Genomic DNA, 18238 nt, shown 5'->3' with positions numbered 1-18238 from the left:
CAAGGCAGCCCGCGCTAAGGCACCAGGTAGCGCGTGAGCAAGCTCGCGCCGTCGGTCAGGACCGTGGCCAGCTTCAGCTCCAGGGGGTCGAAGGCGCCGCCGACGGCCGCGCGGTCCGCTGTTCCCGCCACCAGGTAGGGCGCGACCGTCAGCCGGAACTCGTCGACCAGGCCCGCTTCGGCCAGCGACGCGAACAGCTTCGGGCCGCCCTCGCAGTCGATCCGCCGGAAGCCGCGTGCGGTCAGGGCGGCCACGGCCAGGTCGAGGGCCACCTCGCCCTCGCCCGCGACGACCACCTCGGCACCCGCCGCCTTCCACGCGTCGCGCAGGTCCTGCGGGGCCCGCTCGCTGGTGACGACGATCGTCGGCACCGCGGCGCCCGTGATCACCGGTGCGTCGGGCGGCAGGCTCGCGCCGGTGGTGACGACCGCGATCGGCGGGATCGGCTCGAGCCCGTGCCGGCGGCGCCGGTCCGCCGTCTCCGGATCCGGGTGGACGCCGTCGAACTCCTCGACCACCGCCGTCCCGGCGCCGAGCAGGACGACGTCGGCGAGGTCGCTGCCCAGCTTGAACACCACCCGGTCGGGGTCGGTCGAGAGCGGGCGGGACCGGCCGCCGACGGTGATCGCGCCGTCCGTGCTCGCCACGAAGTTGACGACCAGCCACTTCTCGGCGTCCGGAAAGCGGTAGAGCTCTTCGAGGTCCCCGGTGCCGAGTTCGCGGACGTCCTCGGGGGGCCAGATCTGCCGGATCACAGCCACCGCACCGCGTTCTTCGGCGGGCGGTCGCCGAGGATGCTGGCGATCATCTCGACCGTCTGCCGCGTCTGGCGGACCTGGTGCGCCCGGAACATCGCGGCGCCGTGCGCCGCCGCGAGCGCCGTGGCCGCGAGGGTCCCGGTGACCCGGTCGTCCATGGGGACGTCGAGCGTCTCCCCCACGACTCCCTTGTTGGACAACGCCATCAGCACCGGCCACCCGGTGGCCACCAGCTTGTCGACGTTCCGCAGCACCTCCAGCGACTGGTAGGTGTTCTTCGAGAAGTCGATGCAGGGGTCGATCATGACGCCTTCGCGCGGGACGCCCTTCGCGACCGCCCGTTCGGCGAGTTCCGTGGTGTCCGCGACGACCGACGCCACGACGTCGTCGTACTGCGGCTTCACCGGGTCCGTGCGCGGGTCGAGCCCGTCGACGTGGGCGCAGATGTACCCGGCGCCGTGCTCGGCGGCGACGTCGAGGATCTCCGGCTCGTACGCGGCCCAGTTGTCGTTGATGAGGTCCGCGCCCGCGCGGCACACGGCGTCGGCGACCTCGGCGCGGTAGGTGTCGACGCTGATCACGACGTCCGGGAAGGCCGCGCGGATCCACTCCACGGTCGGCACGACGCGGGCGAGCTCCTCCGCGACGGTGACCTCGGGGCCGGGGCTGGCGGGCACGCCGCCGATGTCGATCACCGAGGCGCCGTCTTCGAGCGCCTTGCCGACGGCCGCCTTCGCGCGGTCTTCCTCGTACGTCACGCCGTTGTCGTAGAACGAGTCCGGAGTCCGGTTGACGATCGCCATCACCATCGCGTGGTCGCTGGTGAGGCGTCTTCCCCGGAAGACGAGGTCGTGGATCGGCATGCGCACTCCGTTTCGAGATCGGCCCTGGCTGCTTCCGAGCATAGTGAGGACGCGGGCGCGGGACCGGCCGCGACCGGTTTCGCGACTTTCGGGGGTGTGCCGGGTTTGTCCCCGCCGACACACTGTGCGTGCCGATCCGGTGACCGCGGGTTCCCGGTGCCGGCGCCCATCCGTCGCGGCGTGAGGAGATCCTCCGATGGCGTCAAGGTCCCTGTCCCGGCTCGCCCTCGCGGCGGCCGGTGTCCTGCTCAGCACGCTGGCCGGCGGCACGGCGGCCGCCCAGCCGGCCGACACCCCGGTGTTCTGGCGGGTGCCGGCCACGACCGCCCAGGCCCAGGCGCTGGCCGCGGCGGGCTTCGACGTGGAGGAGGGCGACGCGGGCGCCGCGCTCGTCGTCGGCGGGCCGTCGGTGGCGGCGAAACTGCGCACGCTGGGATATCGCGCGTCGTTCTTCGACACCGTCTACAAGGAACTCCCCGCGCAGGCGAACTCCCTGGCGGCGGACACCTTCTACGGCGGGTACCGCACGGTCACCGCGCACGAGAACCACCTCGCCGCGGTCGCCGCCGCCCACCCCGACCTGGCCACGAAGTACACGATCGGCCAGTCGTGGAAGAAGACCAAGGGCCAGGGCGGCCACGACGTCCAGGCCCTCTGCCTGACGAAGAAGCAGGCCGGCGACTGCACGCTTTCGACGACGTCGCCGAAGCCGAAGTTCTTCCTGATGGCCCAGATCCACGCGCGGGAGCTGTCCACCGGCGAGCTCGCCTGGCGCTGGATCGACTACCTGGCCGACGGCTACGCCACCGACGCCACCGCGAAGTCCATTCTGGACACCACCGAGGTGTGGGTGGTTCCGATCGCCAACCCGGACGGCGTCGACATCGTCGCCTCGGGCGGCAACTCGCCGAAGCTGCAGCGCAAGAACGCCGACAACACCCGCGGCGGCTGCACCGGCACGAACATCGGCATCGACCTCAACCGCAACTCGACGTTCAAGTGGGGCGGCGACTCCAACTCCCCCTGCGCCGAGACCTACCAGGGCGTGAGCGCCGGGTCCGAGCCCGAGACGCAGGCACTGGAAAAGCTGGCCCGAGCGATCTTCCCCGACCAGCGCGGCACCGGGAACAACGACCCCGCGCCGGCGACGGCCAAGGGCACGATGATCACGCTGCACAGCTACGGCAACGACATCATCATCCCGTGGGGCTTCACCCAGGCCACCTCGCCCAATGACGCGCAGTACCGCAAGCTCGGCGCGAAGTACGCGGCGTCGAACGGCTACCTGGTCGGCACCAACGAGGAAACCGTCGGCTACGACACGAGCGGCACCACCGACGACTTCACCTACGGCGAACTCGGCGTCGCGAGCGTGACGTTCGAGGTCGGCGGGTCGAGCGGCAGCTGCGGCGGCTTCCTGCCGAAGTACTCCTGCGTCGACAGCACGTTCTGGCCGAAGAACAAGGGTGCGCTGATCACCGCCGCCAAGGCCGCGGCGGCGCCGTACCAGCAGTGAGTCAGGGCCGGCAGGCGTAGACGCAGTTCTGCGGACGCGGGGAATCCAGCACGTCGACGTGCCGGAACCCCGCGTCCGCGAGCATTTCCCGCGCCTTCTCGGTGCCCCACATCGCGCCCAGCGCGGCCCCGCCCTTGGCCAGCGACGTCGTCGTGCAGTACATCAGGCTGATCGAGTAGCACAGCGCCGCCAGCGGGTTGCCGACGTTCTTCTCGACGTGGCTGGAGAAGTTGGTGTCCACCATGAAGAACAGGCCGTCGTCCGGCAGGGCGCCACGGACCCGGCGCAGCACGACGTCCGGCCGGTCCTGGTCGTGGACGGCGTCGAACGCGGTGATCACGTCGTATTCGCCGGTCAGTTCGGCGGCGTCCCCGACGGCGAAGCCGGCGTTCGGCAGGCCGTGCGCGGTTTCCTTCGCCTGCTCGACGACGCTCTCGTTGATGTCGAGCCCGGTGAAGTGCGACGCGGGGAAGGCCCGGGCGGCGACCGCGATGGCGTTCCCGGTGCCGCAGCCCAGGTCGAGCACGCGCACGCCCGCCGTGAGCCGCTCCTTCAGGCCGGGGACCGCGCCGAAGAAGCCGTCGACGAGGTGCTCGCGGTAGACGTGCTTCCAGCTGTCGCCGGTCTTCGCGCCCAGGGTTTCGAGGTAGGGCCCGTACGCCGACCTCGGGACGCCGCCGCCCTCGGCGAAGCTGCGCTCCAGCTCGGGCAGGACGCCGGTGAACGCGCTGAGCGTGAGCAGCGACGGCATGAGGTTCGCCGCGGTGTCCCCGAGGAGGAACTTCGCGTGCTCCGGCGGGAAGGTGTACTCCCCGGCGTCGAGGGTGAAGATGCCGCCGGTGACCATCGCGCCGAGCCATTCCCGCACGTAGCGTTCGTGCAGCCCGGCGCGTTCGGCGAGGCCGGCGCTGGTGGCGGGCCCGCGGGCGGCGGCCTCGAACAGCCCGGTGCGGTGCCCGACGCCGATCAGCATGGTGAGGGCGCTGCCGGTCATGGTGGCGGTCAGGTGCGCCGCGAAGTCCTTCTCCTCCATGCGACCGGAGCCTACCCGCCCGGCAGACCGTCCGATGTGGACAATCTGCCGGGCGGGTGCGGTCAGTCCTCGTCTTCGAGGCCGGCGTCCGCCAGCACGGCGTACACCCGGCGGCGCGCGTCGGCGAGGATCTTCTTCACCTCGGCGACCTGGGCGTCGGTGCCGGCCTGGCCGACCTGCGCGGTGGCACCCGAGAGCTCCCCGAGCGCGTGCCACAGGGTGGCGAAGCGGTCGGCGCCGGGCTCCTCTTCGGGTTCGGCCCAGAGCTCGGCGAACTCGGCTTCCCGCCCGGCGACGTGCTCCCGCCCGGCGTCGGTCAGCTCCGCGACCCGGCGGCCACCGGTCTCGGCCGTGCGGACGAGACCCTCGTCCTCCAGCTGCTGCAGAATCGGGTAGACGGAACCCGGGCTGGGCCGCCACCGGTCGTGCGTGCGGCGCCGGATCTCCTGCATCAGCTGGTAGCCGTGCATGGGTTCTTCGGCGAGCAGTGCGAGCACGGCGGGCCGCACCGGCCGGCTCGGCCCGCGCCCGCCCCGGAACTCCTGCACCCGCTGGAAGGCACCGCCCCCGCCGAACCACCCGCCAGGTCCCCCGAAGGAGCCGGGCCCACCGGGAAAACCGGGGAACCCGGGCCCACCCGGCGGCTGCGGCGGATGGGGCGGCCGCGGTGGAGGGGGCGGGAAGCCGCCTCGCGCCAGGTCGGGGCCGGCTTCCCAGTCCTCGCAGCCAGGCGGCTCGTGGTCGCCCAGGTGGTGCCCCGGGTGCCTCAGCGGGCCGTGCTCGTGGTGCCCGCCCGGACCCACCCCGTGCCCGAAGCCCGGGTGACCGAACCCGGCACGACCAGCGAAACCGTGCTCCTCGCCGCCCCCGAAGCCGCCGAACACCCGTCGTGCTCCTGCGCTCATCTCCATGACCATCCCCTTCCGTCACCGTATCGCCGACACCTCGACGATATATCGCCGTTGGGTCGGCCGCAACCGCCGCCGCGTTCACCGGGAATTTCCCTTCCGGCAAGGTATAGGTCGTTATACGCCGGGTTGTACGGGTCTTGTACGGGCCGCATCGACGCTGTCGCCGAGACGTAGGACGTAGAACGAATCCGTTGGGAGCCCCTACCGTGAAGATCACCCGGATCGCCGGAGGCCTGCTGGCCGGACTGCTGGGGTGTGCCGCCGTGGCCGTTCCGGCGGCCGTCGGCGCCGCCACCGCACAGGCCGACGTCGCCAGCACCCTGGTGTTCACCAAGAACACCGAAGGCCATGACTGCTACCGCATCCCCACCGTCGTCAAGGCGAACAACGGCGACCTGCTCGCGTTCGCCGAAGGCCGCAACGGCGGCGACAGCACCTGCGCCGACCTCGGCGCCATCGACCTGGTGATGAAACGCTCTTCCGACAACGGAAAGACGTGGAGCGCGCTGAAGACCGTCATCACCGCGTACGGCGACACCAAGGGCAACCCGGCGCCGATCGTCATCCCGGGCAGCAACCGGATCGTGCTGCTGTCCACCATGCAGTGCTACACGAACCCGAAGTGCGGCCGGATCCCGCGGGTGTCCCTCAGCGAAGACAACGGAAACACCTGGAGCGCACCGAAAACGCTCACCACCGAGCTCGGCTTCGCGAGCGCGCCCGGCTGGCTGGCCACCGGCCCTTCGCACGGGATCGTGCTGACCCGTGGTGCGCACGCCGGCCGGCTCGTCGCCGGGATGAGCTACACCATCGGCACCGCGAACACCGGCTCGCTGATCTACAGCGACGACCAGGGTGCCACCTGGCACCGCGGCGGGACCGACACGTACACGAACACCACGATGAACCCGCAGGAGATCAGCGTCACCGAGCTGCGCGACGGGCGGGTCTACGCCGCCGCGCGCAACGACGCCAACAGCGACGACAAGTGCGTCGCGGACGGCACGCACAACCGCGCGGCCGCGATCAGCTCCGACGGCGGCGCGACGTTCAGCTCGAAGTTCGCCTTCGCCACCGACCTCGTCACCCCGACCGTCGAGGGGTCGACGGCGCGGATGAGCGCCACCGACACCGGCGGCAAGTACAACCGGATCGTCTTCGCCGGACCGTCCACTTGCGACCGTCGCAAGGAGCTGCGGGTCCACTCGTCCTTCGACGAAGGCGCCAACTGGACCGGCACCGCCGACAGCGTGCTCGTGTGGGGCCAGGACGCGGCCTACTCGGACATGGTTCAGCTGTCGCAGTCCTCGGTCGGTGTGCTGTTCGAGGCCGGCCCGGAGTTCCACGCCAACGACACCATCCGCTACGCCACGGTGACCGAGGCCGCGCTGGGCGCCCCGGCGTGCGGGGCCGGCTACGGCGTGATCGACCAGCAGACGCTCGGCACGGCCGGCACGGTCTACCTGTCCTACAACGCCGCCAACGGCCAGAACTGCGTCAGCACCATGAAGAACGACTCCGCCGGCACGGCCACGGCGACGTCGGCCTTCCTGGAGGTCAAGGGGTCGGCGCGGGCCACCGACTCCGGCTCGTTCTCCTGGTTCGCCGGCCCGGTCAAGGCGGCCGCGGCGGGCAAGTGCGTGCAGTGGGGCGGCACGGCCGGCGGCCAGTCCGCCACCAGCGGGTTCGAGCACTGCGGCTGACCCCGGGTGGGACCCGCCCCCTGGCCGGGTCCCACCCTTCGCCCCCGCCGCCCGGCCCCCTCGCCCGGGCGGCGACGGGCGGTTCAGAAGCCGGTGCAGCTGGCGACCGCGAGCGGGCCCGAAGCGGTCGCCGTCTTGGTCTGCTTGCCGTCGACGACGACCTTGCAGGTGATCGTGCCGCCGTCGGGACCGGTGGTCGCGGCGAACTGCGCGCCTTCGAGGAACCCCTTCGCCTCGACGGTCTTGGTCCACGGGACCGGCGCCGACAGTTCGGTGTTCACGAGGATGGTGTGCTCGTCGAAGGTGCTGTAGTCGACGCTGGCGGTCTTCGCGTCGCCGGTCACTTCGTAGGTGATGGTGTGGTGCTGCGTGGCCTGGTCGTTGACGTCGCTGATGGCCTTGCCGATCACCACGACCCACAGGACGCTCACCACCAGGCCGAGCACCGACACGACGATGCCCGCGATCGCCAGGCCCTTGTTGGTGGCCTTCCCGGCGCGGACCCGGGCGAAGCCGACCGCCGACAGGATCAGGCCGGCCACCACGAGCGGCCAGGCGACGACGCCGACGATCGGGATCGGCGAGAACACCAGCCCCACGAGGCCGAGGACGAAGCCGGCCGTGCCGAGGCCGTTGCGCGGCGGCACGACGGCCCGCGGCGCCACGGGCTGCTGGAGCGGGGTGTAGTCGGTCATCGGGGTTCCTTTCGCCTCTGCTGACGGCGAGCAGGAAACCAGCGGCGCGACCGGGTCCGCGTCGTCCGCGGGCCTCGTCCGCCTACGACGAAAGTCGTCACCACCGCGGTACCGAACCGGCGGAACGGCTGAGGCGCCCGCCCGTACTCTTTCTCGCATGGGACGGTCCGTGCTGGGCGTGGTGTGCACCGTGTTCGCGGTCGCCGCGAGCCTGGTGACCGGGTTCGCGAACCTCGCGATCGACATCAGCCTGCCCGGAACCGACGACCTGGCGCCCACGGCCGGGGCGCTGCTCGGCTGGTTCTTCGGGGTCGGCGCGTCGATCATGCTGGTCTGGCGGCACCGCTGGCCGCTGCTCGTCACCGGCATCGCGATCGTGCCACCGCTCCTGCTGCGCGCGGACTCGCTGGCCGCCCTGATCGCTCTCGCCGCGCTCACCACGCGGTTCACCGGCTGGTGGCGCTGGAGCGCGACGACGCTGGTGTTCGCCGCGACCGCGCTCGCGGTGTGGCGCGACGTCGGCCGGGTCGCGGACCTGTCCATTTCCGAGGCGTGGATCTCGACCGAGACGACCGGCGTGGAGGTGACCGGGATCCTGCTCACCGCGGCCGTGTACACGGCGATCCCGCTCACCCTCGGCGTCGTCCGCCACAGCGTGGCCGAGACGCGCCGCCGGACCGCCGAGCAGGCGGCCCTGCGCGACCAGGTGGCCCGCCGCGAAGAGCAGGCGCGGATCGCGCGCGAGATGCACGACGTCCTCGGGCACCGGCTTTCGCTGCTCTCCCTGCAGGCGGGCGCGCTCGAAGTCACCACGAGCACGACCCCGGACGCGGCGGAGGCGGCCAAGACCGTGCGGACCACCGCCCGGCAGTCGCTCGACGACCTGCGCCAGGTGATCGGCGTCCTGCGCGGCTCCGGCTTCGCCGACCGGCCGCAGGGCGGCCCCGCGGAACCACCCCAGCCGACGCTGGCCGACATCCCCGACCTCGTCGTCGGCGCGCGACAGGCCGGTCTCCCGGTGAACGTGACGATCCTGCTCGACCAGGCGTCGACGGCCCCGGCACCGCTCGGCACGGCCGCGTACCGGATCCTCCAGGAGGCGCTCACCAACGTGCTCCGGCACGCGCCGGGCGCCCCCGCGGACGTGACGGTGCGCGGCGGCCCGGGTGTCGGGCTCGTCCTGGAAGTCGTCAACGCGCTGCCGCCGGTCCCGGTGCCGTCGCCGGGTTCCGGCACCGGGCTCACCGGCGTCAACGAGCGGATCTCGCTCCTCGGTGGCACGCTCAGCGCCGGACGGGCCGACGAAAGGACGTTCGTCCTCCGGGCCTCGCTCCCCTGGGTCCCCGCCGCCCCCTAGCATGGGCGGGTGAGCGTGCGCGTACTGCTCGTCGACGACGATCCGCTGGTCCGCACCGGGCTGTCGATGATCCTCGGCAGCACCCCCGACCTCGAAGTGGTCGGCCAGGCCGGCGACGGCGACGAAGCGGTGCAGCAGGTCGCCCGGCACGCGCCGGACGTCGTGATCATGGACATCAGGATGCGCCGGATGAACGGCCTCGCCGCGACGGCGGCGGTGCTGGCCCAGCCGCGGGCGCCGAAGGTGCTGATCCTGACGACGTTCGACCTCGACGAGTACGTCTTCGAGGCGCTCGCCGCGGGCGCGAGCGGCTTCCTGCTCAAGGAGGGCTCGCCACAGGAGATCATCGAAGGCGTCCGCGTGGTGGCGGGCGGCGACGCGATGCTCTCGCCCCGCACGACCAAGCAGCTGATCGGCCAGTTCGTCGCGGCGCGCGCCAACCCGCGCCGCGCCCGCGCCCTGGCGAAGCTGGAGCTGCTGAGCGGCCGCGAACGCGAGGTCGTCACGGCGGTCGCGCAGGGCAAGCCGAACGCCGACATCGCGGCGGAGCTGTTCCTCAGCGAGGCGACGGTGAAGACGCACATCACGCGCACGTTCGCGAAGCTCGACGTGAGCAACCGCGTGCAGTTGACGATTTTCGCCTACGAAGCCGGGCTCGTCAGCCCGTGACCGGGTGGGAGCCGGCGTCGCCGGCCGAGGTTCGCGCCCTGTTCGACCCCGTGGGCGTGCCGTGGTGGCTCGCCGGCGGGTTCGCGCTCGAGCTGGCGACGGCCGCACGGGGACGTCGACGTGCTGGTGCCGCCGCGCGACCAGCTCGGCGTGCAACGGGCGCTGGCGGGCTGGGAGTGGTGGGCCGCGGATCCGCCCGGGACGCTCCGGCCGTGGGCCGCCGGGGAGCTGCTGGGGCCGGCGGTGCACGACGTCTGGTGCCGGCCCTCGGCCGGTGCCGGCCGATTGCGAAGCTCGGCGTCGCAGGCGCGATTCCCTGTCTGCGGGCCGAGATCCCGCTGTACTCCACGGCGAAGGACCCGCGAGAGAAGGACGAAACGGACTTCCGGGAGTGATCGGCGGCACGTACTCGCGACGCCATCCGTGGCTGTCCCGGCTCTGACCCCACTGAGGACCGGACCGGCGCAGGCGCGAACCCGATGATCTTTCACCGGTTCGGGAAGACCTTTGGGCCGAGCGGGTGACATGACTGTTGCGTCTTGGCCTCGGTGAGCGATGTATTACGTATGGTCTGGCCCGAGGACGACGCACGACACCGCGAGGTGATCGACGGACTGCGCGCGTGGGCCCGGAAGATCGATTCGGTGCCCTACCCCGCCGGCCTGGACATCGACGCCCTGATGGCCCGCCACTACGCGAGCATGGGCGAAGAGCCGGATCCCGTGATGACGATGACCGTGACGGCGACCGCCGAGGTCACCACCCTGGCCGTTGGCGGCGAAATCGACATGACCGGCGGACGGCGGCTGCAGCGCCGCCTCGCCGAGGAGATCGGGCTGGCCCCGCGGGTCCTGGTCCTGGACCTGACCGGCGCGGCCCACTGCTCCGCGCGCGGCTTGGCGGTGCTCCTGGAAGCCACCGGCGACGCGCACGAGGCCGGCGTCGCGTTCGCGATCGCGGGCTGCGCCCCGGTGGTCCGCCGGGCGGTCGACGCACTCGGCCTCGGCGCGGCCCTGCCGATCCACCCCACGCCCACGGCCGCGATCGAGTGGCTCGAGCTCCTGGACCGGCTGAAGACACCCCGGTGACCCGGGTGGTCGTGCTCGACGGCACGTCGAGCGCCGCCAAGACCGCGATGGCCCGTGCCCTGCGGGGCAGAGCTGCCCGATCCTTGGCTCACGTTCGGCGTCGACACCACGCACGCCGGGCCGGCCGCGTGTGCGCGGGCGGTCCCCGCCCGGATCGCTAGTTCGCGCTCGCCGGTGCCGTCGCCACCGCCGACTCGCCGAACCTGATCCCCTTGGCCTCCTTGCCGATCGCCGTCAGGACCGCGACCGCCACGAGCCCCGGCACCACCGTCCACAGGAGAGCCGAGGTGTACCCGTGGGACTCCGCGATCGCCTGCTGGATCGGCAGGTTCAGCGCCGCGAGCAGGTTGCCCAGCTGGTAGGTCACGCCCGGGTAGAAGCCGCGGATCGCGTCCGGGGACATCTCCGTCAGGTGCGCCGGGATCACGCCCCACGCGCCCTGCACCATGACCTGCATCAGGAACGAGCCGAGCGCGAGCATCCCGGCGCCGTGGTCGAAGGCGAAGATCGGGATCACCGGCAGGCCGAGCACGGCCGCCGTGACGATCGTCCGCCGCCGGCCCAGGCGTTCCGAGAGCGTGCCGAACGTCAGGCCGCCGATGATCGCGCCGACGTTGTAGAGCACCGCGATCCACGTGCTCGTCGACGCGCTGAGCCCGGCGCCGCCGTTTTCGTGGGCCTTCAAGAAGCTCGGGTAGACGTCCTGGGTGCCGTGGCTCATCCAGTTGAACGCCGTCATCAGCAGGATCAGGTAGCCGAAGCGGCGGATCACCTTCGGGTTCAGCAGGATGTCCTTGACCGACGTCCGCGTCACGCGCAGCTTCTCCCGCGTGGCCTCCCAGACCTCCGACTCGCGCACGCGCGCCCGGATCAGCAGGCTGATCAGCGCCGGGAAGATGCTCAGCACGAAGATCCAGCGCCACTCCAGGTTCAGCGCCGAGTGGAACAGCAGGTACGCCAGCGCGGCCAGCAGGTAGCCGATCGAATAGCCCACCTGCAGCAGGCCCGAGAAGAACCCGCGGCGCGCCACCGGGATCTTCTCCATGGCCAGCGCGGCGCCGAGCCCCCACTCGCCGCCCATGCCGACGCCGTAGACGAACCGCAGGATCAGCAGCACGGTGAAGTTCGGCGCGAACGCGCACAGCAGGCCCGCCACCGAGTACAGCAGGACGTCGGCGATCAGCGGGACGCGCCGGCCCACGCGGTCGGCCCAGAGGCCGAACAGCAGCGCGCCGACCGGGCGCATCACCAGCGTCGCCGTGGTGATGAACGCCAGCTGCGTCGCCGTCGCGCCGAACGACTTGTCCTTGGCGATGTCGGCCAGGACGAACACGACGAGGAAGTAGTCGAACGAGTCCATGCTCCAGCCGAGCAGCGCCGCGAGGAACGCATTGCGCTGATCGGAAGTAAGCGCTTTCTTGCCTGCTGCGGACGCCGCCTGCCGATCCGTCACGTTTGCCCCGTCCCGTCGGTTCTTCACCGGTAGACCTCAGGGCTGGTCTAGCACCCACCACCCCGTGCGGGCAAGGGTCACAGGGCGACGCGCGTGCGCACCCGGCGGCCGACGTCGCGGGCCCACGCCTTGATCCGGTCCCAGTCGCGGAAGTCGCCCGCGCGGTGCCCGGACGCCATGAGCTTCGGGATCAGGCCGCGCACGGTCGCCGGGTCGAGCCTGCCGCCGAAGGTGGCGGTGCGCTCCGCGTCGATGCGCGCGGCCAGCAGCGCCACCTTCGCCGGCAGGCTGACCTGGTGGCCCGCCGTGCCGGGACCGCACGGCCCGCTGTGGAACAGCCAGACCGGGCGTTCGGCGAGCGCCCGCGCGTTGCGCTCCAGCAGCCGGACGGCCTCGGGCCGCCAGCGGTGGTAGTACAGCGCGCTGCCGACGATGACCGCCGCGTAGTGGTCCACGGTGGCCACGTCGGCCGCGTCGCGCACGTCCACGCTCAGGCCGCTTTCGCCGAGCTCGGCGGCGATGACCTCGGCGATCTGCCGGGTTCCGCCGTGGCGCCCGGCGTAGGCGACGAGGACTGCGGTCATGCGCACCATTGTCGGCCTTGCCGGGCCGGACTGCGCCGTGGGCCGGGCACGATCCGCCATACGGGCGCTTCCCCGTTGCTCTGCGTGGGCATCCGAGTACCCGCGGCAGCTCAGTCCGGTGACAGGAAGGCCGGCCGCTCGCCGGGGTCGGGCTCGTCGTAGTAGCGGTGGAACACCGCGGTCTGACCACCCGAGACCGGCGGCACGATCCAGCTCCAGTCGGCCGGGCACCGCCGCCCGGCCCGCTCCTCGCGGTCCAGGTGGGACAGGAACCGCTGCGACTCGGTGTGGTGGTCGGCCATCGTCACGCCCGCGGCGTCGAACGAGTGCTGCACCGCCAGCGTCAGCTCGACGAGCGCCCGGTCGCGCCACAGGGTGCGCTCGTTCGCGGTGTCCAGGCCCATCAGCTCGGCGATGACCGGCAGGAGGTCGTAGCGCGCTTCGTCGGCCAGGTTGCGCGCGCCGATCTCGGTGCCGAGGTACCAGCCGTTGAACGGCGCGGCCGGGTAGGTGACGCCCCCGATCTCCAGCGGCATGTTGCTGATCGCGGGCACGGCGTGCCAGCGCAGCCCGAGCCCGGCGAACCAGCGGTGGTCGGGGTGGGTCAGCGGGACCTCCAGGACGGCGTCCGCGGGGATCGTGAACAGCCACGGGTCGCCACGGTCCGCCTCGACCAGCAGCGGGAGGACGTCGAAGGACCCTCTTCGCTCGGGCGGGCGCCAGCCGAGTCTCCGCACCCGCTCGGTGAAGTCGGCGTAGCGCGGGTCGCCGAGCACGGATCCGTCGTCCAGGCGGTACCCGGCGTAGCGGATCAGCTGTTCGTTGTGGATGCGCGGGCCGGGCGTGTCCGGCGTGTCCGGGGCGAAGATCGTGACGGTCGGGCGGATCCGGCCGCCGCGGGTGGCCTGGCGGAGGTGGGCCACGCACTCGCCGGCGATCGCGGCGGGGTCGGTGACGCGACGCCGGTCGCGGATCCGGAGGCTGTTCCAGTAGAGCCTGCCGATGCACCGCGCGGAGTTGCGCCACGCGACGCGCGCGCCGTAGGCCAGCTCGGCCGCGGTGTGCCGGTAGGTGCCCGTTTCGGCGATTTCCGCGCGGATCCGGGCGAGCCGGGTCTCGAACCGGTCGCCTTCTTCGGCCGCGCCTTCGGCGAACATCCGGTCCAGGAATTCCTCCGCTTCCGCGGAATTGACCGCCTGCTCCACCGAGACACGCTGGTAGATCGGCGGACCGGACGTCACCCGCTCGGGTGTAACGGTCATCGCGCCTCCCCACTCTCCGAAATCGTGATCTGCGCCCCGATGCGTAGGTCCACGGTTCCTCCGATGCTCGTCGCGAACAGGCGAGGCCGGAGATGACTGCGAAATCCGCACCTCCGGCCAGGCCGGGGAGAGTACTCCGCACCCGGCACCGCGCAATCCATCCGTCAAGAGCGACATCGCCGGCCACCCGGAAAAGCTTCCCTCCCAGGGAAAACGTCACGAAAATATCTGCTACCAAGCGTTATCCGGACATGGCGCAGCGCATTTTCCGGAATTGGATCACCCGCACGCGGGAAAACCGGCAAGATCCGTTTCCGCGCGCCCGCCTGCGTCTTTTCGTGGGGTTGCGACGAACGGCCTTTCCCGGCGGCGGTCACCCGTGTATGAGCCGGCGCCGCGCCGGCGTTAGAGTCGCGGTGATCGGCAGAGGAGGGACGTTTTCGTGAGCCGGATCCCCGTGGTCCTCGTCGCCGGGTTCCTCGGCGCGGGCAAGACGACGTTGCTCAACCACCTGCTCGCCAACCGCGAGGGCGCCCGGGTCGGCGTGGTGGTCAACGACTTCGGCAGCGTGAACGTCGACGCGCTCGCCGTCGCCGGCCAGGTCGACACGATGGTCTCCCTCGGCAACGGCTGCCTGTGCTGCGCCGTCGACGCCAGCGGGCTGGACGCGATGCTCGGGCGGTTGTCTTCCCCCGAGGCGGGCATCGACGTGATCGTCGTCGAAGCCAGCGGCATCGCCGAGCCCCGCGACCTGATCCGGCTGATGATCGCCAGCGAAAACCCGGACATCCGCTACGGCGGGCTCGCCGAGGTGGTGGACGCGGCCGAGTTCGAGGCCGCGCGCGAGCGGCACCCCGAGCTGGCCGGCCACCTGCGGCTGGCCGACCTCGTGGTGCTGAACAAGGCCGACCGCGTGCCCGCCGACGCGCTGGCCAAGGTGTCGGCGACCGTCGAGGAGCTGGCGCCCGGCCGCCCGCTGCTGGTCACCTCGCACGGACGCGTCGACCCGCGGCTGTTCTTCGACCCCGAACCCCGCGGCGAGCGCGCCGGCCAGTTGTCCTTCGACGACCTGCGCGAGGACGGCCACGACCACTCACGGCACCTGCACGCCCACTACGACACGGTCACGTTCACCGCAGGGACGCCGCTGGCGCCCCGCGCGTTCGTCGACTGGCTGGAGCGGCGGCCGGCCGGGCTCTACCGGATGAAGGGCCAGGCCGACTTCAACGCCGGATCGCGCTTCCACCTGCACACCGTCGGCGGATTCGTGCAGCTGGAGCGCTCGGCGTGGCCGTCCGGCGAGCCCCGGCGCACCGAGCTGGTGCTGATCGGCGCGGGCATCGACGCCGACGCCGTGCTGGCCGAGCTCGGCGACTGCGTGGCCCCGGACCCTTCGGCGGTCGACGAGCGCGGCCTGCTGCACGTCCTGCGGTACCTGCCCGACGAGGCCTGACGAGGCCGCCACGCCGAAGATCGGCAAACGCACGGCTTCCGGCGCGCTTCGACGGACACTGGCGGCCATGACGACCACCGCGGTGAGCGCACCACGCTGGTACCTGGTCGGCGTGCTGCCCGAAGACGTCCCCCTGGCCCACCTGATGACCCGCTCCGGCGACCTCCGCTACCGGCGTTCGGCCTGCGGCGAGCGGGAGTCCCGCAGCTGGAAGCCGGTCGACCTGACGACGTCCGAAGTGGCACCTTGTCCCGCGTGCGTGGCGACGCTGCCGGCACCACCGGCGGGCGTCCGGCTCGCGACGGCCGAAGCGGACATGGGACAGCTTTCGCTGGACCTGGGTCTCTGAGCTAAGCCAGCCGCTTTTCGTAACAGACCGACTCGGGATCTCCCTCGTGGGGCGGGAAGTTCGGCACCCGCCGGTACCCCGCTCGTTCGTACAGCCGCATCGCCGCCGGCTGGCGGGCGCCCGTTTCCAGCCGGAGCCGGACACCTCCCCCGCTGCGGGCCAGCCGCTCGGACTCGGCCACCAGCGCGCTCGACACGCCGGTGCCGCGCACGTCCGGCGCGACGAACATGCGCTTCAGCTCGAACACCCCGGGTCCGACGGGTTCCACCGCGCAGCAGCCGATGGCCCGCGCGCCTTCGCGGGCGAGCAGGTAGCGGCTGGCCGGGTCCAGCGGCCGCGGCCGCGCGTCCGACGGCAGGTCGTAGACCACGACCAGCTCGGCCGTCATCGCGGTGATCAGGGCCAGCAGCAACCCGTCGTCGGCCGGGCACTCCGCGACGGTCGCCACTTCACGCCTTCTTCGCGCGGCTCGGCGCGACCCGAGGCGGCTCGTTCGGCATCTTCGGGTACACCGGCGGCCACGGCGCGTCCATCAGCCCGTTCGCCATGTCCACTTCGGACATTTCCAGCAGCGGCGCGATCGACTGCGGCCGCTCCCCCGCCCCGGCCCAGGGATCGCCGCGTTCGGCCACCCGCGCGGGCACGGTGCTCACCGTGAACGCGTCGGGCTCCACGGTGTCCAGTTCGTCCCAGCCGATCGGCGTCGACACCTGACCGCCCACCCGCGGCCGCACGCACCAGGCACCGAACACCGTCTTGTGCGGCGCGTTCTGGTTGAAGTCGACGAACACGCGCGCGCCGCGTTCTTCCTTCCACCACTGCGCCGTGATCTTCTCCGGGTGCCGCCGCTCCAGCGCCCGCGCCAGCGCGACGGCCGCGGCCCGCACCTGGAACCCGTCCCAGCGCGGTTCGAGCACCACGTACAGGTGCAGGCCCCGCGAACCGGACGTCTTCAGGTGGCCTTCGATGCCGTGCCCGGCCAGGAACTCCCGGGTCAGCACGGCGGCTTCGCGCAGTTCGTCGAAGCCGATCCCCGGCGACGGGTCGAGGTCGACGCGCAGCTCGTCGGTGACCTCGGGCGTGTCGGCGCGGTACGGCCAGACGTGGAAGCCCAGGCAGCCGAGGTTCACCGCCCACAGGATGTGCGCCAGGTCCTTCGCGACCAGGGCGTCGCTCGTCGTGCCGTTCGGCGTGGACACGACGGTCGTGCTCAGCCACGGCGGCGCGCTCTTGGGCACGCGTTTCTGGTACCAGTTCTTGCCGCCGGCGCCGTCCGGGTAGCGCTCCAGCAGCAGCGGGCGCCCGCCGAGCCGGGCCAGCAGCGGCCCGGAGACCGCGCGGTAGTACTCGACGAGGTCGAGCTTCGTCTCCCCCCGCTCGGGGAAGTAGACCTTGCCGGGGCTGGAGATCTTGACCTCGACGCCGTCGACGTCCAGCAGGACCGCCTCGCTCATCGCGCCTCCCCGAACAGCTTCGCCAGCTCGGCCGGCGGTGCTTCGTCGAGCTGCGCGTACGTGCACGACTCCGGGGTGCGGTCGGGCCGGAACCGGACCAGCCGGCCGCCGTGCCGGAACCGCCCGCCCTGCAGGTGCTCGTAGCGGACCTCCGCGACCCACTCGGTCCGCAGCGGCTCCCAGGACAGCTCCTTCTGCGGCGCCCACCGGCTCATCGCGCCCGGGCGGCGGCCGGGTTCGGGCTCGTATTCGGCCCAGGACCGCCACGGGTGGTTCTCGAGGGCGTTCTCGCGCAGCGGCGCCAGCTCCTCGACCAGCTCGGCGCGGCGCTTCTTGGTGAAGCTGCTGGCCACGCCGACGTGGTGCAGCACGCCTTCGTCGTCGAACAGGCCCAGCAGCAGCGAGCCGATGCCTTCACCGTCCTTGTGCCAGCGGAACCCGGTGACGACGCAGTCGGCCGTGCGCTCGTGCTTGACCTTCCACATGACCCGTTTGTCCTGCTCGTACGGCAGGTCGGCGGGCTTGGCCATGACGCCGTCGAAGCCCGCGCCCTCGAACCGGGTGAACCAGTCCTCGGCCTGGGCGGGGTCGTCGCTCAGCGGGGTCAGGTGGACGCGCTGCAGGCCCTCGGCCTCGGTGCCCAGGATGCTTTCGAGCCGCTTGCGCCGCTCGCGGAACGGCTCGCCGGTGAGGTCGGTGTCGCCGAGGGCGAGCAGGTCGAAGGCGATGAAGCTGGCCGGCGTCTCCTCGGCGAGCTTGCGCACGCGCGACGCCGCCGGGTGCAGCCGCAGCTGCAGCGACTCGAAGTCGAGCCCCGCGGGCGTGACCAGCACGATCTCGCCGTCCACGACGCAGCGCGGCGGCAGCGCGGCCGCCAGCAGCTCCACCAGCTCCGGGAAGTAGCGCGTCAGCGGGCGGTCGTTGCGGGAGCCGAGCTCGATCTCGTCGCCGTCGCGGAACACGACGCAGCGGAAGCCGTCCCACTTGGGCTCGTACAGCAGTCCCGGGTCACGGGGCACGTCGTGCACGGCTTTCGCGAGCATCGGCCGCACGGGCGGCATCACGGGCAGGTCCACGCCGGCGATCCTAA

18 protein-coding genes are annotated in these 18238 nt (G+C 71.9%); 7 read left to right on the top strand and 11 right to left on the bottom strand.

Translation table 11 applies throughout. The features are described from left to right. Nucleotides 1-14: 14 nt before the first annotated feature. Nucleotides 15-755, bottom strand: a complete 741-nt coding sequence (locus ACYVLJ_RS22360; RefSeq protein WP_460440194.1) for a pyrimidine reductase family protein — start codon at nucleotides 753-755, stop codon at nucleotides 15-17. Next, nucleotides 752-1621: a dihydropteroate synthase gene (folP, locus tag ACYVLJ_RS22355; protein WP_460440144.1), complete on the bottom strand. Its 870-nt coding sequence runs from the start codon at nucleotides 1619-1621 to the stop codon at nucleotides 752-754. Before folP ends, ACYVLJ_RS22360 begins: the two co-directional genes overlap by 4 nt. 196 nt (nucleotides 1622-1817) lie before the next feature. Between folP and ACYVLJ_RS22350 the strand changes: the two genes are divergently transcribed. Next, a complete protein-coding gene (locus ACYVLJ_RS22350) occupies nucleotides 1818-3137 on the top strand; it encodes a M14 family metallopeptidase (protein WP_460440143.1) in 1320 nt (439 codons plus the stop codon). A 1-nt stretch (nucleotide 3138) separates the two neighbouring features. Here ACYVLJ_RS22350 and ACYVLJ_RS22345 read toward each other — a convergent pair whose 3' ends face one another. Both ACYVLJ_RS22345 and ACYVLJ_RS22340 read right to left on the bottom strand, forming a co-directional pair. Continuing rightward, nucleotides 3139-4170: a class I SAM-dependent methyltransferase gene (locus ACYVLJ_RS22345; protein ID WP_460440142.1), complete on the bottom strand. Its 1032-nt coding sequence runs from the start codon at nucleotides 4168-4170 to the stop codon at nucleotides 3139-3141. Between the two features lie 62 nt (nucleotides 4171-4232). Further along, on the bottom strand, nucleotides 4233-4718 hold the full coding sequence (locus ACYVLJ_RS22340; RefSeq protein WP_460440141.1) for a PadR family transcriptional regulator: 486 nt from the start codon (nucleotides 4716-4718) through the stop codon (nucleotides 4233-4235). Between the two features lie 569 nt (nucleotides 4719-5287). On the opposite strand from ACYVLJ_RS22340, the gene ACYVLJ_RS22335 reads away from it, so the two are divergent. Then, nucleotides 5288-6784 (top strand): sialidase family protein, encoded by a 1497-nt coding sequence (locus ACYVLJ_RS22335; protein WP_460440140.1) that lies wholly within the window; start codon nucleotides 5288-5290, stop codon nucleotides 6782-6784. Between the two features lie 83 nt (nucleotides 6785-6867). Here the strand turns inward: ACYVLJ_RS22335 and ACYVLJ_RS22330 are convergent, their stop codons facing one another. Continuing rightward, nucleotides 6868-7479: an MmpS family transport accessory protein gene (locus tag ACYVLJ_RS22330; protein WP_451986158.1), complete on the bottom strand. Its 612-nt coding sequence runs from the start codon at nucleotides 7477-7479 to the stop codon at nucleotides 6868-6870. A gap of 157 nt (nucleotides 7480-7636) precedes the next feature. Here ACYVLJ_RS22330 and ACYVLJ_RS22325 point away from each other — a divergent pair, with 157 nt between their 5' ends. The 3 genes from ACYVLJ_RS22325 (at nucleotide 7637) to ACYVLJ_RS22315 (ending at nucleotide 10593) form a co-directional block, all read left to right on the top strand. Then, a complete protein-coding gene (locus ACYVLJ_RS22325) occupies nucleotides 7637-8836 on the top strand; it encodes a sensor histidine kinase (protein ID WP_460440139.1) in 1200 nt (399 codons plus the stop codon). A gap of 9 nt (nucleotides 8837-8845) precedes the next feature. Next, nucleotides 8846-9505, top strand: coding sequence for a response regulator transcription factor (locus ACYVLJ_RS22320; RefSeq protein WP_460440138.1), 660 nt, complete (start codon nucleotides 8846-8848; stop codon nucleotides 9503-9505). A gap of 566 nt (nucleotides 9506-10071) precedes the next feature. After that, nucleotides 10072-10593, top strand: coding sequence for an STAS domain-containing protein (locus ACYVLJ_RS22315; RefSeq protein WP_451986164.1), 522 nt, complete (start codon nucleotides 10072-10074; stop codon nucleotides 10591-10593). Nucleotides 10594-10750: 157 nt separating this feature from the next. On the opposite strand, the gene ACYVLJ_RS22310 is transcribed toward ACYVLJ_RS22315, so the two are convergent. The 3 genes from ACYVLJ_RS22310 to ACYVLJ_RS22300 form a co-directional block, all read right to left on the bottom strand. Further along, entirely contained in the window at nucleotides 10751-12046 is a 1296-nt protein-coding gene (locus ACYVLJ_RS22310; RefSeq protein WP_460440137.1) for an MFS transporter, read from the bottom strand. Between the two features lie 77 nt (nucleotides 12047-12123). Further along, a complete protein-coding gene (locus tag ACYVLJ_RS22305) occupies nucleotides 12124-12630 on the bottom strand; it encodes a flavodoxin domain-containing protein (protein WP_451981534.1) in 507 nt (168 codons plus the stop codon). A gap of 110 nt (nucleotides 12631-12740) precedes the next feature. Further along, entirely contained in the window at nucleotides 12741-13892 is a 1152-nt protein-coding gene (locus ACYVLJ_RS22300) for a nitric oxide synthase oxygenase (RefSeq protein WP_460440136.1), read from the bottom strand. 442 nt (nucleotides 13893-14334) lie between these two features. On the opposite strand from ACYVLJ_RS22300, the gene ACYVLJ_RS22295 reads away from it, so the two are divergent. Continuing rightward, nucleotides 14335-15345, top strand: a complete 1011-nt coding sequence (locus tag ACYVLJ_RS22295) for a CobW family GTP-binding protein (protein ID WP_451981528.1) — start codon at nucleotides 14335-14337, stop codon at nucleotides 15343-15345. 67 nt (nucleotides 15346-15412) lie between these two features. Next, complete coding sequence (locus ACYVLJ_RS22290; protein WP_460440135.1) at nucleotides 15413-15694, top strand: hypothetical protein; 282 nt, start codon at nucleotides 15413-15415, stop codon at nucleotides 15692-15694. Nucleotide 15695: 1 nt separating this feature from the next. On the opposite strand, the gene ACYVLJ_RS22285 is transcribed toward ACYVLJ_RS22290, so the two are convergent. Genes ACYVLJ_RS22285 through ACYVLJ_RS22275 form a run of 3 tightly spaced genes read right to left on the bottom strand, consistent with a single transcriptional unit; the run spans nucleotide 15696 to nucleotide 18224 of the window. Next, a complete protein-coding gene (locus tag ACYVLJ_RS22285) occupies nucleotides 15696-16142 on the bottom strand; it encodes a GNAT family N-acetyltransferase (protein WP_460440134.1) in 447 nt (148 codons plus the stop codon). Nucleotide 16143: 1 nt separating this feature from the next. Continuing rightward, nucleotides 16144-17148, bottom strand: a complete 1005-nt coding sequence (locus ACYVLJ_RS22280) for a DNA polymerase domain-containing protein (RefSeq protein ID WP_460440133.1) — start codon at nucleotides 17146-17148, stop codon at nucleotides 16144-16146. Beyond that, nucleotides 17145-18224, bottom strand: a complete 1080-nt coding sequence (locus tag ACYVLJ_RS22275; protein ID WP_451981516.1) for an ATP-dependent DNA ligase — start codon at nucleotides 18222-18224, stop codon at nucleotides 17145-17147. The genes ACYVLJ_RS22280 and ACYVLJ_RS22275 overlap by 4 nt, the downstream gene beginning before the upstream one ends. Nucleotides 18225-18238: the final 14 nt, after the last annotated feature.

The organism is Amycolatopsis stemonae, from assembly GCF_054781455.1.
This window is presented reverse-complemented; position numbering and strand designations above follow the sequence as displayed.

What these genes read in the sequence shown, in the direction of transcription:
- folP (WP_460440144.1), bottom strand. Translation starts at nt 1,621, where the DNA reads ATGCCGATCCACGACCTCGTCTTCCGGGGAAGACGCCTCACCAGCGAC.
- ACYVLJ_RS22305 (WP_451981534.1), bottom strand. Translation starts at nt 12,630, where the DNA reads ATGACCGCAGTCCTCGTCGCCTACGCCGGGCGCCACGGCGGAACCCGG.
- ACYVLJ_RS22345 (WP_460440142.1), bottom strand. Translation starts at nt 4,170, where the DNA reads ATGGAGGAGAAGGACTTCGCGGCGCACCTGACCGCCACCATGACCGGC.
- ACYVLJ_RS22280 (WP_460440133.1), bottom strand. Translation starts at nt 17,148, where the DNA reads ATGAGCGAGGCGGTCCTGCTGGACGTCGACGGCGTCGAGGTCAAGATC.
- ACYVLJ_RS22300 (WP_460440136.1), bottom strand. Translation starts at nt 13,892, where the DNA reads ATGACCGTTACACCCGAGCGGGTGACGTCCGGTCCGCCGATCTACCAG.
- ACYVLJ_RS22315 (WP_451986164.1), top strand. Translation starts at nt 10,072, where the DNA reads ATGGTCTGGCCCGAGGACGACGCACGACACCGCGAGGTGATCGACGGA.
- ACYVLJ_RS22325 (WP_460440139.1), top strand. Translation starts at nt 7,637, where the DNA reads ATGGGACGGTCCGTGCTGGGCGTGGTGTGCACCGTGTTCGCGGTCGCC.
- ACYVLJ_RS22330 (WP_451986158.1), bottom strand. Translation starts at nt 7,479, where the DNA reads ATGACCGACTACACCCCGCTCCAGCAGCCCGTGGCGCCGCGGGCCGTC.
- ACYVLJ_RS22290 (WP_460440135.1), top strand. Translation starts at nt 15,413, where the DNA reads ATGACGACCACCGCGGTGAGCGCACCACGCTGGTACCTGGTCGGCGTG.
- ACYVLJ_RS22350 (WP_460440143.1), top strand. Translation starts at nt 1,818, where the DNA reads ATGGCGTCAAGGTCCCTGTCCCGGCTCGCCCTCGCGGCGGCCGGTGTC.